Annotated in this window: 7 protein-coding genes; all 7 read left to right on the top strand. The window is 68.3% G+C overall.

From position 1 onward, the window contains the following. Nucleotide 1 precedes the first annotated feature (1 nt). From treS to treY, 7 genes are read left to right on the top strand one after another with little or no spacing between them, the layout of a single operon-like run. Complete coding sequence (gene treS / locus ELS24_RS14600; protein ID WP_127184542.1) at nt 2-3,409, top strand: maltose alpha-D-glucosyltransferase; 3,408 nt, start codon at nt 2-4, stop codon at nt 3,407-3,409. Further along, nucleotides 3,406-5,625 carry a 1,4-alpha-glucan branching protein GlgB gene (glgB, locus tag ELS24_RS14595; protein WP_127184541.1) on the top strand — a complete coding sequence of 740 codons (2,220 nt, stop codon included), beginning with the start codon at nt 3,406-3,408 and terminating at the stop codon, nt 5,623-5,625. Before treS ends, glgB begins: the two co-directional genes overlap by 4 nt. A 4-nt stretch (nt 5,626-5,629) precedes the next feature. After that, nucleotides 5,630-7,741 carry a glycogen debranching protein GlgX gene (gene glgX / locus ELS24_RS14590; RefSeq protein ID WP_127184540.1) on the top strand — a complete coding sequence of 704 codons (2,112 nt, stop codon included), beginning with the start codon at nt 5,630-5,632 and terminating at the stop codon, nt 7,739-7,741. Next, complete coding sequence (gene treZ, locus ELS24_RS14585; protein ID WP_127184539.1) at nt 7,738-9,537, top strand: malto-oligosyltrehalose trehalohydrolase; 1,800 nt, start codon at nt 7,738-7,740, stop codon at nt 9,535-9,537. Before glgX ends, treZ begins: the two co-directional genes overlap by 4 nt. Then, nucleotides 9,534-9,932, top strand: coding sequence for a hypothetical protein (locus ELS24_RS31285; protein WP_240669523.1), 399 nt, complete (start codon nt 9,534-9,536; stop codon nt 9,930-9,932). Before treZ ends, ELS24_RS31285 begins: the two co-directional genes overlap by 4 nt. Beyond that, entirely contained in the window at nt 9,929-11,695 is a 1,767-nt protein-coding gene (gene malQ / locus ELS24_RS14580; protein ID WP_240669522.1) for a 4-alpha-glucanotransferase, read from the top strand. The genes ELS24_RS31285 and malQ overlap by 4 nt, the downstream gene beginning before the upstream one ends. After that, nucleotides 11,692-14,331 carry a malto-oligosyltrehalose synthase gene (gene treY, locus ELS24_RS14575; protein ID WP_127184538.1) on the top strand — a complete coding sequence of 880 codons (2,640 nt, stop codon included), beginning with the start codon at nt 11,692-11,694 and terminating at the stop codon, nt 14,329-14,331. The genes malQ and treY overlap by 4 nt, the downstream gene beginning before the upstream one ends. The last annotated feature ends 2 nt before the right edge of the window (nt 14,332-14,333 follow it).

The following is a 14,333-nucleotide window of genomic DNA, read 5'->3' as shown; positions in this document are numbered from 1 at the left end:
TATGATCACTGAAACCCAGCCCCATAAGGATGACGGTCTTTGGTACAAGGACGCCGTCATCTACCAGTTGCATGTGAAGTCGTTCTTCGACTCGAATGACGATGGGGTGGGCGACGTCCCCGGCTTGATCATGAAGTTGGACTACATCGCCAGCCTGGGCGTGAACACCATCTGGCTGCTGCCGTTCTACCCCTCGCCACGGCGCGACGACGGCTACGACATCGCCGACTACCGAGGCGTGCATCCCGACTACGGCACCGTGGCCGACGTACGCAAGCTGATCCGCGAGGCGCATGCGCGCGGCTTGCGCGTCATTACCGAACTGGTGGTCAACCATACGTCGGACCAGCATCGCTGGTTTCAGCGCGCGCGCACCTCGCGCCCTGGTTCGGCGGCGCGCAATTTCTACGTGTGGTCCGACAACGACAAGGCCTATGCCGGCACCCGCATCATTTTTTGCGATACGGAAAAATCCAACTGGACCTGGGACCCCGAAGCCAATGCCTACTTCTGGCATCGCTTCTATTCGCATCAGCCCGATCTGAACTACGACAACCCGCAAGTGCTGAAGGAAGTGCTGTCGGTGATGCGTTACTGGCTGGACATGGGGGTGGACGGGCTGCGCCTGGACGCCGTGCCGTATCTGGTTGAACGCGAAGGCACCAACAACGAGAACCTGCCGGAAACGCACCAGGTGCTAAAGCAGATACGCGCGGTGATCGATCAGGAATATCCGAACCGCCTGCTACTGGCCGAAGCCAACCAATGGCCCGAGGACGCGCAGGAATATTTCGGCACCGGCGACGAATGCCATATGTCGTTCCACTTTCCACTGATGCCGCGCATGTACATGGCGATTGCACAGGAAGACCGCTTTCCCATCACCGACATCATCCGGCAGACGCCCGACATTCCCGAGACCTGCCAATGGGCCATCTTCCTGCGCAACCATGACGAACTGACGCTGGAAATGGTGACCAGCCGCGAACGCGATTATCTGTGGAGCGTGTACGCCGCCGACACGCGCGCGCGCATCAACCTGGGCATCCGCCGCCGCCTGGCCCCCCTGCTGGAACGCGACCGCCGCCGGGTCGAACTGATGAACAGCCTGCTCTTGTCCATGCCCGGCACACCGGTGCTGTACTACGGCGACGAACTGGGCATGGGCGACAACGTGCACCTGGGCGACCGCGACGGCGTGCGCACACCCATGCAATGGTCGCCCGACCGCAATGGCGGCTTCTCGCGCGCCGACCCCGAGCGCCTGCCGCTGCCCGTGTTGATGGGGCCGCTCTACGGTTACGAGGCGGTCAATGTCGAGGCCCAGCAGCGCGACCCGCATTCCCTGCTGAACTGGACACGCCGCATGCTGGCGCAGCGCCGCCAGACCCACGCGTTCGGCCGCGGCACGCTGCGCTTCATCCAGGCCGGCAACCGCAAGATTCTGGCGTACCTGCGGCAATGGAACGACACCATCATCCTGTGCGTGGCCAACCTGTCCAACGCGGCGCAGCCCGTGGAATTGCCGCTGCAGGCATTCAGCGGCCGCGTGCCGGTGGAAATGCTGGGCGGCACGCCGTTTCCCGCCATTGGCGAACTGCCTTACTTGTTGACGCTGCCGCCCTATGGCTTTTACTGGATGGACCTGAGCGCCGACGCCGCCCCGCCAGGCTGGCACGCCAGCGCGCCCGAGCAGATGCCGGAACTGACCACCCTGGTGTTGAAGTCGCGCGGCGGCGCGGCCTTGACGGATGCCTCGCGCAGCACGCTGGAAACAGAGGTGCTGCCTGAATACCTGGCGCGCCAGCGCTGGTTTCCGGGGTCGAAGGCGCCGTTGCGCGCGCGGCTGGCCTACGCCACGCCCTTCAAGTCCAACGGCGGCGAGTATTACTGGGCCGAAGTCGAACCTGAAGATGGGGATGGCGCCCAAAGTGGGGATGGCGCCCGACGTGATGACCTCAAACCCAAAGCCCACGCCCTGCGCGTCCAGGCTCCCTTCGTGCTCGTTTGGGACGAAACCGCCCAGGTGCAGTACCCCATTGCGCGCGTGCGCCGGGGCGCCGAAGTCGGCACCTTGGCCGACGCCTTTCTGCAACCCGGCTTTGTGCTGGGCGTGGTCGACGCCATGCGCGCTGGCCACGCGGTCGATGGACGCGACGGCGGCAAGCCGGGCGACAAACCCGGCGTGATCCGCTGCCTGCCGGAACCAGGTCTGGCCGAACTGGACTTCGGCGAAGAACCCGCGCTGCAATGGATCAGCGCGGAACAGTCCAACAGTTCGGTCATCGTCGGTGGGCAAGCCATCTTGAAGCTGATCCGCAACGTGCAGCCCGGCATCTCGCCCGAGGTTGAAATATCGCGCCACCTGACGCGCGTGGGCTACGCCAATATTCCCGCCTTGCTGGGTGAAGTGTTGCGCGAGGACGCCGACGGCGTGCCCCATACCCTGGCCGTGCTGCACGCCTTCGTCACCAACGAGGGCGATGCCTGGACCTGGACGCTGGACACCCTGAAACGCACGCTGGGCGCGGCGCTGCTGGGCGGCAACAGCCCCGAGGAATTCGAAGCCAGCCTGGAAGGCTACACGGTCATGGCCAGCACCATCGGCCGCCGCCTGGCCGAGCTGCACAACGCGCTGGCCCAGGAATCGGACGACCCCGCCTTTCCCGTGCAAACCGCCACGGCGGAAGATGCGCAGGCACACGCCGCGCGCATCATCGCGCAACTGGGCCGCGCCGAACAGGACCTGCGTGCCGCGCAGGACAAGCTGGAAGCGCCATCACACGCCTGCGCGCAATGGCTGTTTGAACATCACGGCCGCCTGGCCAAGCAGGTGGACCGCATGGCGCAGGCGCTGACGGGCGCGCCGCTGATTCGCGTACACGGTGACTTCCACCTGGGTCAGGTGCTGGTGGCGCAGACGGACGCCTACCTGATCGACTTTGAAGGCGAGCCCATCCAGACGCTGGAGACCCGCCGCACGGTCACGACGCCGTACAAGGACGTGGCGGGCATGCTGCGTTCGTTCGACTATGCCGCCGCATCGGTGGCGCGCAGCGACCCGATGGGTGGCGCGCCCACCGACGCCAACGCGGGCCCCGGTGATTCGGCGGCCGCCCACGGGGTGCCGCAGGACTTGCGCGACACCTTGCTGGCGCGCTTTGGCGCGCGCGCGGTCGAGGCGTTTCTGCAAGGCTACCAAGAGGCCGCCTCAACCAGGATTGCGCTCCCTGCCGCGCAAGAGAGCACGCTGCTGAAGTTGGCGCAACTGGAAAAAGCCGCCTACGAAGTCAGCTACGAAGCGGCCCACCGCCCCGACTGGATCTCCATTCCGCTGTGCGCGCTGACCGAGCTGGCACGCGAACTCTTGCAAGAAGCGGCGATCAGCGCCGAGGAACAATCACGATGAATCGTCATGACAACGGCCCCCCCCAGCCGTCTTCTCCAGCGTCTGCGCCACAAGCAGGCCAGCTTGACGCGGCCAGCCTGCAGGCCTTGGTCACGGGCCAGCACGCGGACCCGTTTGCGGTCCTGGGGCCGCACGATGGCGTGGTGCGCGCGCTGGTGCCCGGCGCCCGCGCGGTGTCGGTCGTGACCACCGACGGCAGCCGCCTGCCGCTGCAAGAACAAGCCCAAGGTCTCTATACCGGGGCCGCCCCCGACGCCCGCCCCGGCGACCCGGGCTCATACCAATTGGTCATCCAGTGGCCCGAGACCGAACAACTGACGGCCGACGCCTACGCCTTCGGCCCGGTGCTGTCCGACGCCGATCTGGCCGGGCTGGCCAGCGGTGACTGGCGCGCGGCCCTGTCGGTGCTGGGCGCGCGGCTTGATGAGATGCATGGCGTGCCCGGCCTGCGCTGCGCGGTCTGGGCGCCCAACGCGCGCCGCGTCGCCGTGGTGGGCGACTTCAACAGCTGGGACGCGCGCCGCCATCCCATGCGCCTGCGCCACGCGGCCGGCGTGTGGGAACTGTTCATTCCCGGCGTGACGGCGGGCGATTGCTACAAGTTCGCCATTACCGACAACGCGGGCGCCATTGTTTTCAAGGCGGACCCCATGGCGCGCCGCGCCCAGGCAGCGCCTGCCACCGCTTCGGTCGTTGACGACCCCACCCCCTATTCCTGGACGGACGACGCATGGATGCGTTCCCGCGCAGAGCGCCAAGCGCGCCACGCTCCCATTTCCATCTACGAAGTGCACGCCGGCTCATGGCTCGCGCCCGACGCCGAGCGCTGCGTCTGGGACCAGCTCGCCGACAAGCTGCCCGCCTACGCAGAAGCCATGGGTTTCTCGCATGTGGAGCTGATGCCGATCATGGAATACCCCTTCGGCGGCTCCTGGGGGTACCAACCCCTGGGCATGTTCGCGCCGTCCGCGCGCTTTGGTCCGCCGGCCGCCTTCGCCCGCTTCGTCGACCGCTGTCACGCCGCCGGTATCGGCGTCATCCTGGACTGGGTGCCCGCGCACTTTCCGAACGACGCCCACGGGCTGGCGCGCTTTGATGGCACGCCGCTATACGAATACGCCGACCCGCGCGAAGGCTATCACCCCGACTGGAACACGCTGGTCTACAACCTGGGCCGCACCGAAGTCAAAGCCTTCATGATCGCCAGCGCCGTGCACTGGCTGCGGGAATTCCATATTGATGGCCTGCGCGTGGACGCGGTGGCCTCCATGCTCTACCGCGATTACAGCCGCCAGCCCGGCGAATGGATCCCCAACGTACACGGCGGCCGCGAAAACCTGGAAGCGGTGGCCTTCCTGCGCGAACTGAACACCACGGTGCGCGAACAGGCGCCCGACGCCATCGTGGTGGCCGAAGAGTCCACCGCCTGGCCCGGTGTGACCGCGCCGGTGGCTGACGGCGGCCTGGGCTTTCACTACAAATGGAACATGGGCTGGATGCACGACACGCTGCGCTACATGCACGAAGACCCGGTCCATCGCAAATACCATCATCACGACATCACCTTCGGCATGGCCTACGCCTATTCCGAACGCTTCATCCTGCCGCTCTCGCATGACGAGGTGGTGCACGGCAAGGGCTCCTTGCTGAACAAGATGCCGGGCGACACCGCCACCCAACTGGCGAACCTGCGCGCCTACCTGGGTTTCATGTGGGCGCACCCGGGCAAGAAGCTGCTGTTCATGGGCGGTGAACTGGCCCAGCCCGCCGAATGGAACCACGATGCCTCGTTGAACTGGGGCCTGCTGGACGACGCCGGCCACAAGGGTGTGCAGCGCCTGGTGGCCGACCTGAACCGGCTGTATCGCGAATCGCCCGCGCTGCATGAACGCGACACCGAGCCCGACGGCTTTGACTGGCTGGTCATGGACGATGCCGACAACAGCGTGGCCGCCTTCGTGCGCCGAAGCGCGTCGTCGTTGATGCTGGCCGTCTGCAACTTCACCCCCGTCACGCGGCACGACTACCGCGTCGGCGTGCCCTTGGGCGGCCGCTGGGCCGAATCGCTGAACACCGACGCGGGCTGGTATGGCGGCTCGGGCCAGGGCAACCAGGGTGCGGCGCAGTCGTCAGACCAAGCCGCCCATGGCCACGCGCAATCGCTGTCGCTGACCTTGCCGCCGCTTGCCACTCTGTTCTTCACGCACCAAGGCTGAATCCATGGACCCCACTCAGTTCACCCGCCTTACCACCGGCCGGCCGTATCCGCTTGGCGCCGTCAGCGACGGCCTGGGCGTGAATTTCGCCGTGTTCTCGGCCAACGCCACCCGCATCGAACTGTGCATCTTCGACGCGCGCGGCCGCAAGGAACTGCGGCGCTTCGATCTGCCCGAGTGCACCGACGAGGTGTGGCACGGCTACCTGCCAGATGCGCAACCGGGCTTGGTCTACGGCTATCGCGCGCATGGTCCGTATGACCCGCGCAACGGCCACCGCTTCAATCCGCACAAGCTGCTGCTGGACCCCTACGCGCGCCAGATGACCGGGCCGGTCAGTTGGAGCGATGCGCTCTTTGGCTACCGCATGAACCACGCGCGCGCCGACCTGTCGATGGACCGCCGCGACAGCGCGCCGGCCATGGCCAAGGCCGTGGTGACCGAAGACGTGCCATTCAACTGGGGCAACAGCAAGGCTCCCGACACCCCGTGGACGGACACCACCCTCTACGAAGTGCATCTGCGCGGCGTGTCGATGCAGCGCGAAGACCTGCGCCCGCCTCTGCGCGGCACCTGCGCCGCGCTGGCCGACCCGCGCTTCATCGAGCACCTGCACCGGCTGGGCGTCACCGCCGTGGAACTGCTGCCCGTGCACGCCTTCCTGCAAGACCGCTTTCTGCTGGAACGGGGCTTGCGTAACTACTGGGGCTACAACACGCTGTCGTTCTTCTCGCCGGAACCGAGCTATCTGCAAAACGGCCCCAACGACCTGCGCCAAGCGGTGCGGCGCCTGCACGCGGCCGGGCTGGAAGTGATTCTGGACGTGGTCTACAACCACACCTGCGAAGGCAGCGAATTGGGGCCCACGCTGTCCTGGCGCGGGCTGGACAACGCCAGCTACTACCGGCTGATGCCCGGCGAGGAACGCTACTACATCAACGACACCGGCTGCGGCAACACCGTCAACGTGTCCCACCCCCGCGTGCTGCAGATGGTGATGGATTCCCTGCGGTACTGGACGCAGTCGTATGGGGTGGACGGGTTTCGCTTCGATCTGGGCGTCACCCTCGGCCGCGAAGGCACGGGCTTTGACCCCGGTTCGGGCTTCTTCGACGCCTTGCTGCAAGACCCGGTGCTGGCCGGCGTGAAACTCATTTCCGAACCCTGGGACATCGGCCCCGACGGCTACCAGCTGGGCAACCACCAGCCCGGCCTGGGCGAATGGAACGACCGCTATCGCGACACCGTGCGCCGTTACTGGCGCGGCGACGAAGGCATGCGCGGCGACATGGCGGCGCGCCTGTGCGGGTCGCGCGATATCTTCGACCGCCGCCACCGCCGGCCCTGGGCAAGCATCAACTTCGTGTCGTCCCACGACGGCTTTACCCTCCAGGACGTGGTCAGCTACGACGGCAGCCACAACGAGGCCAATGGCGAAAACGGCAACGACGGCCATTCGGAAAACTACAGCCACAACTGGGGCGAGGAAGGGCCGACGGAAGACGCCGCCATTCTTGAACGGCGCGGCCGTGTCCAGCGCGCCTTGCTGGCCACCCTGTTCCTGTCCGATGGCACGCCGATGATGTTGGCGGGCGACGAATTCGGCAACAGCCAGGATGGCAATAACAACGCTTATTGCCAGGACGGCCCGCTATCGTGGCTGGACTGGAGCCAGGCCCAAAGCGACGCGGGCCGAGCACTCAGCCATTTCGTGGCGCGGGTGGTGGCGCTGCGGCGCGATCATCCCAGCCTGCGCGCGGCGCGCTTCGGCGATGCGGCCCAGGAGATATGCCCGGGCGTCAGCGCCATCAGTTGGCTGGACACCCACGGTGGCCCCATCGACCAGGCGGCTTGGGACGACCCGCAACTGCGCACCATGGCCTTGCGGCGCGCGGCGCTGCGCGAAGACGGCAGCGCCGATATTTCCTTGCTGCTGATGAACCCCAGCGCCGAACCGGCCACCTTCACCTTGCCCGAACCCGGGCAAGCCTGGCTGCGTGAACTGGATTCCGCCACGCAAGTGCCCGCGGCGCCCGTTTCTGAACCCGAGGTTACGGTCGAGGCGCATAGCCTGGTGCTGCTGACCGCCACCTGCATCCCCGGAAATGCCTCATGACCGTGTTGCCCGAACCCTATACCCATGGCGCGCTGCCGCTGCCTGACGGGCGTACGCGCTTTCGCCTGTGGGCGCCGTCGGCCCCACCCGACCTGGCCTTGGTCATCGATGGGCGCGTACCCATCGCGCTGCGACCCGACGCCGACGGCTACGCCCAGGTGGACGTGAATTGTCCGCCCGGCACGCGCTACCGCTATCGCATCGGCCAGGACCTGCTCGTGCCCGACCCCGCCTCGCGCTTGCAAGATGGCGACGTGCATGGCGCCAGCGTTGTCATGGGGCCGGACACCTACCCCTGGCGGCACGCGTCCTGGATGGGCCGCCCCTGGCGCGAAGCCATCATCTACGAAGCCCATCCCGGCCTGGCAGGCGGCTTTGCCGGCCTGACTGAACGCCTGCCCGAGCTGGCCGGGCTGGGCATCACCGTGCTTGAACTGATGCCCATCGCCGACTTCCCTGGCCCCCGCAACTGGGGCTACGACGGCGTCCTGCCCTATGCGCCCGACACCGCCTATGGCACGCCCGACGAGCTCAAGCGCCTGATCGACACCGCGCATGGCCTGGGCCTGTGCGTGATGCTGGACGTGGTCTACAACCACTTCGGCCCGGACGGCAATTACCTGTCCCAATACGCCGCGCCCTTCTTTCGCGATGACGTATCCACACCCTGGGGCGCCGCGATTGATTTCCGCCAGCCCCCCGTGCGCCGCTACTTTGAAGAAAACGCCCTGTACTGGCTGACGGAATACCGCTTTGACGGCTTGCGGCTGGACGCGGTGCACGCCATTCCCGACCCCGACTGGCTGGTGGAACTGGCGCGCTTTGTGCGGGGCCAAGTGCCGGCGCAGCGCCACCTGCACCTGGTGCTGGAAAACGACGACAACCGCGCCAGCCTGCTGACTGAAGGCTATGACGCGCAGTGGAACGACGACGCGCACCACGTGCTGCACCACCTGCTGACCGGGGAGTCCCGCGGCTACTACGCCGACTATGCGGAACAGCCTGCCCAGGCGCTGGCGCGCTGCCTGGCCGAAGGATGGCTGTATCAAGGCCAGCCCTCGCGTTACCGGCAAGGCGCGGCGCGCGGCGAACCCAGCGGCCACCTGCCGCCCACGGCCTTCGTGCTGTTCCTGCAAAACCATGACCAGACCGGCAACCGCGCCTGGGGCGAACGGCTGACCGAGCTGGCCGAGAACGCCGAACGCCTGCGCGCCGCCGTCACGCTGCAACTGCTGGCGCCGCAGATTCCGCTGGTGTTCATGGGTGAGGAAAGCGGCAGCCGCGCGCCCTTCCTGTACTTCACCAGCTACACGGACCCGGCGCTGGCGCAAGCGGTGCGCGAAGGCCGCCAACGCGAATTCGCCGCGTTCCCGGAGTTTTCGGGCGCCAACGGCGAACCCGTGCCCGACCCGAACGCCGAATCCACCTGGGACCAAAGCGCGCCCTGGCCCCAGGCCGACAGCGCGGAAGCCCAGTCGTGGCGCAGCCTGTACCGCGCGCTGCTGGACCTGCGCCTGCGCGTTATCGCGCCCAGGTTGGAAGGCGCGCGCACCGTGTACGCGCGCGCCGTGGGCGATCACAGCGTGCATGCCCGGTGGCGTCTGGGCAATGGCGCCTTGCTGACGGCGTACGTCAACCTGGGGCCGATGCACGCGGCCCTGCCGCGCAAACAAGCCACCATACCGCCCCTGGCCTCGTCACTGCTGTTCGAGTCGCGCGCGGGCGCGTTTGACGCCTTGAGCCAAGGCAGCCTTTGCCCGGAAAGCACCGTCTGGCTGCTGGAGGACGCAAGATGAGCGCCGCCACCCACGCGGGGCTATCCGAACTGGCCGACGAGGCCGGCATTGCCGAGCACTGGACCGACGCCGGCCAGCGCCCCCGCCGCGTGTCGCCCGACACCTTGCGCGCGCTGCTGGCCGCCATGGATCTGCCCGCCGATTCCGAGGCAGACATCCGCGACAGCCGCCAGCGTCTGGCCGCCCTGTCCGCGCAGGCGCACCTGCCCGCGATGCTGGTCGCACTGCCGGGCGAGGCCGTGCCGCTGCCGCCCGACTGCGCGGGCACCTATCGCATCGAACCCTCTTCCGGGCCGGCCCTCTCCGGCCGCACCACGGCGGGACAGGACGCCGCCGCGACCTTGCGCGCGCCAACCACCCCGGCTACTACACCCTGCACACGCAGGCCGGGGTGACGACTCTTGCCGTGTGCCCGCCGCGCGCGCCGTCGCTGGATGAACTGTTGCAAGCGCAGGACGCCCGCGCCTGGGGCCTGGCCGTACAGGTCTACAGCCTGCGGCGCCCGGCCCCCGACCCCACGCAGGCCACGCACGGCTTTGGCGATTTCGGCGCCCTGCGTGAGCTGGCAATCGCCACCGGCGCGGCCGGCGCCGATGCGCTGGCCATCAGCCCCGTGCACGCCATGTTTGCGGCGGACCCGGCGCAGTGCAGCCCGTATTCCCCATCCAGCCGTTTGTTCCTGAACACGCTGTACGCCGACCCCGCCGGCATCCTGGGCGCGGATGCCGTGCGCGACGCGCTGGCGGGCATGACCCCGGCGCGCCTGCCTGTGCTGGACGCGCAACCCTTGATCAACTGGCCCGCGGCGGCGGGCTTTCGCCAGCAGCTGCTGCGGCGCCTGCACGACCGCTTCTCCACCCACGCCAGCGCCGAGCAGCGCCGCGCTTACGACAGCTACCGCGCCGCCGCCGGGCCAGACCTGTTTGAGCACGCGCTATTCGAAGCCCTGCACGCCGAGCACAGTCTGGCGGCGGGCGCGCCCGTGCCCTGGACGCAGTGGCCCGCCGAATTGCAAGATCCGCGCTCAGCGGCCGCGCAACGTTACGCGTCCGATCACGCGCACGATGTCGACGCACACATGTTCAGCCAATGGCTGGCCTCCGAAAGCCTGAGGCGCGTACAGCACGCCAGCCGCGATGCCGGCATGCGGGTGGGCGTGGTGGCCGACCTGGCGGTAGGCGGCAGCCCGCTGGGCAGTCACGCCTGGAGTCGGCGGGCCGACCTGATGGCACGCGCCAGCGTGGGCGCGCCGCCCGACCTGTACAACCCGCTGGGCCAAGGCTGGGGCCTGACCGCGCTGTCACCCACCGCCTTGCAGGCCTCCGGCTACGCGGCCTTTCTGGCCATGCTGCGCGCCTGCCTGGCCCATGCCGGCGGATTACGCATCGACCACATCCTGGGCATGGCCCGGATGTGGCTGATACCCGATGGCGCCAGCCCGCAAGACGGCGGCTACCTGCGGTATCCCTTGCAGCAGTTGCTGCGCCTGACCGCGCTGGAAGCCCGGCTGCACCGCGCGCTGATCGTCGGTGAAAACCTGGGCACGGTGCCGGAAGGGTTTGACGCGCAGTTGGAAGCGCACGGGGTCCTGGGCATGAACGTGCTGTGGTTCATGCGCGGCGCCGGTTCCGCGCCGGAAGCCGGCGCCGACAGCGCAACGCCGCCAGCCCCCTCTGCCGAGCCTCCCGAATTCCTGCCGCCCTCGCAGTGGCCCGCCAACGCCGTCGCCATGACCACCACCCACGATCTGCCCACGCTGGAAGGCTGGTGGCACGCGCAAGACATCCTGTGGCGTTCCCGGCTGCGCCTGCTGGCGCCCGGTCAGGATCAGGCCGCGCTGCACGCCGAGCGCCTGGAAGACCGCGCCACCTTGTGGCGGTCGGTGCAGTCCTGCTCGCCGGCCGCATCCACCTTGCCGTTGCCGCGCGAGACGCCCAGCGCCGAACTGCTGGGCTTCGTCGCCGCTACGCCTTGCCCCTTGATGCTGGTTCCGCTGGAAGACCTGACCGGCCAGTTGGACCAGCCCAACCTGCCCGGCACCACCACGGATCATCCCAACTGGCGCCAGCGCGTACCGCTGTCCGTGGCGGACTGTTTGAACGCGCCCAACAGCCAGGCGCGGCTGCGGCCGGTGCGCGCCGTGCGGGGGCGATCATGAACCAGACCCTAGTTCCCCGCGCCACCGCGCGCCTGCAACTGCATGCCGGCTTTACGCTGGACGACGCCCGCGCGCAGCTTCCCTATTACGCCGCGCTGGGCGTCAGCCATCTGTACTTGTCGCCCATTACCCAGGCCCGAGCAGGGTCCACCCACGGCTATGACGTGATCGACCATCAGCGGGTCAGCACCGAACTGGGCGGGGAAACCGCCCTGCGCCGGTTGGCGGACGCCGCCCGCGCGCGCGGCCTGGGCCTGATTGCCGACATCGTCCCTAACCACATGGCGGCGCACGCCTCGAACCCCTGGTGGGCCGACGTGCTGCGCCACGGACAGGACAGCGCGCACGCCACCACCTTCGATATCGACTGGGATGCGCCCGACCCTGCGTTGCGCGGCAAGGTGCTGCTGCCCGTGCTGCCCGACCTGTACGGCCAGGCCCTGGCGGCAGGCGACATCCGTCTGGAACACGATGCGAAGGCAGGCGCCTGCCATATCAGCGCGGGTGGCCAGCAGCTGCCGCTTGCGCCGGGTTCCCTGGCTGGCGATTCGGCCGCCGACGCGGGCCAGGCGCGGCTGCATGCGCTGCTGGAACGCCAGCACTACCGACTGGCGTGGTGGCGCACCGCGCCCGACCAGATCAACTGGCGCCGCTTCTTCGAGATCAGTGAACTGGTCGGCGTGCGCGTGGAAGACGGCGCCGTCTTCGACGCCGTGCATGGCCTGGTGCTGCGCCTGTATCGCGAAGGCGTGCTGGACGGCTTGCGCATCGATCACATCGACGGCTTGGCCAGCCCTGGCGCTTATCTGCGCCGCCTGCGCCACGCCTTGCGGCAAGCGGAAGGCGAACGCAAACAAGCCGGCCTGCCCGGCGGCGCCTACCTGATCATTGAAAAAATCCTGGCAGACGACGAATCGCTGGACGCGCGCTGGCCCACCGAGGGCACCACTGGCTACGACTTCATGGACCAGGTGGGTGCGCTGCTGCACGCGCCCGAAGCGCAGGCCCAGCTTGAGCGCTGCTGGGCCGCGCTTAGCGGCGACCCGCGCGACGCCGCTGCCCAGCTCCGCGATGCGCGCCATCGCATGCTGGCGCGGCATTTCCCCGCCGAACGGCAAGCGCTGGTGCGCGCGCTGACGCGCATCGCCCGCTTCGACCTGCGCACGCGCGACTGGACCGCCCCCGCCATCGACCGCGTGCTGACGGCCTTGCTGGCGGCGTTTCCGGTGTACCGCAGCTATGCGGAGGACGGAGGCCGCAGCGCGGCGGACGCGCATTGGTGCCGCGTGGCGCTGGAGCAGGCGCGCGAAACGCTGGGCGACGGCAATGCCGACGCCCGATTGCTGGAACAGATTGACGAATGGCTGGGCGGCGCGCCGCAAACCGATAACGACGTGGCGCAAGCCCGCGCCGTGGCCTTGCGCCGCTTCCAGCAACTGACCCCGCCGCTGGCGGCCAAGGCCCTGGAAGACACCTTGTTCTACCGCCGTGGCCCGCTGTTGTCGCGCAACGAAGTGGGTTCCAGCCCCACGCGTTTTGCGCTGCCGCTGCAAGCCTTTCATGCGCTGAGCGCGGCGCGCGCGCGCACGCATCCCCACGCCATGCTGGCCACCGCCACGCATGACCATAAACGCGGTGAGGACACGCGCGCGCGGCTGGCCGTGCTGAGCGAAGCGCCCGACGAATGGCTGCGCATGGTGGGCGCATGGATACCGCGCCTGGCCAAGCCGGGCGCGCCCAGCCCCGCCGACCGCTACCTGCTGCTGCAAAGCCTGGTGGGGGCGTGGCCGCTGTCGCTATCGGTCGAGCGCCTGGATGACGGCGGTGACGAGGTCACCGCGCCCGTCTCTGAATTTCTTCTACGCATCGCGCAGTGGCAAGAAAAAGCCCAGCGTGAAGCCAAGCTGCACACCAGTTGGACCGACCCGGACGCCAGCTACGAAGACGCCGCCCGAGCCTGCATCACGACCTTGCAAGACCCGGGCGACGGCCGGGCGCTGCTGCGCGACATCGCCACATGGGCGCTGGGCATCGCCCCCGCCGGGCTGGTGAACAGCCTGACCCAGACCTTGTTGCGCAACACGCTACCCGGCGTGCCCGACCTGTACCAAGGCACCGAACTGTGGGACTTCAGCCTGGTTGACCCCGACAACCGCCGCCCCGTCGACTACGCCGAACGGGCCGCGTTGCTGAAGGCAGAGGATGCTGACCTGCCCATGGCCACCGGCGCGGCAGCGTGGCGCAGCGGCGCCATCAAGCAGCAACTTATCCGCCGCGTCCTGGCGCTGCGTGCCCGCCACCCCGCCCTGTTCAGCCACGGGGATTACACGCCGCTTGCCGTCATCGGCCCACGCGCGGCGCACGTGATTGCGTACGTGCGCCGGCACGAGGGGCGCAGCATGGTGGCGGTGGCGCCCCGGCTATGCGCGCGGGCCTTGGTGGCGTATACAACGGACCAAGCGGCGCAGGCCTGCCGCTACTGGGAAGGCACCCGCGTTGCCCTGCCCCCGGATATTGATGCGGGCGCGCTCCGCAACGTGTTGTCCGAGGCTCAGGTCAGCGCGAACGCGGCGGGCGAAGTGCCCTTGACCGCGCTCTTGCGTGACTGCCCGGTGGCGCTCTGCGCAAACGCATGAGC

It is taken from the genome of Achromobacter spanius (genome assembly GCF_003994415.1).
GTDB lineage: Bacteria > Pseudomonadota > Gammaproteobacteria > Burkholderiales > Burkholderiaceae_B > Achromobacter > Achromobacter spanius_C.
The sequence above is the reverse complement of the archived record's forward strand: the minus strand, read 5'-3'. Positions and strand labels throughout refer to the sequence as shown.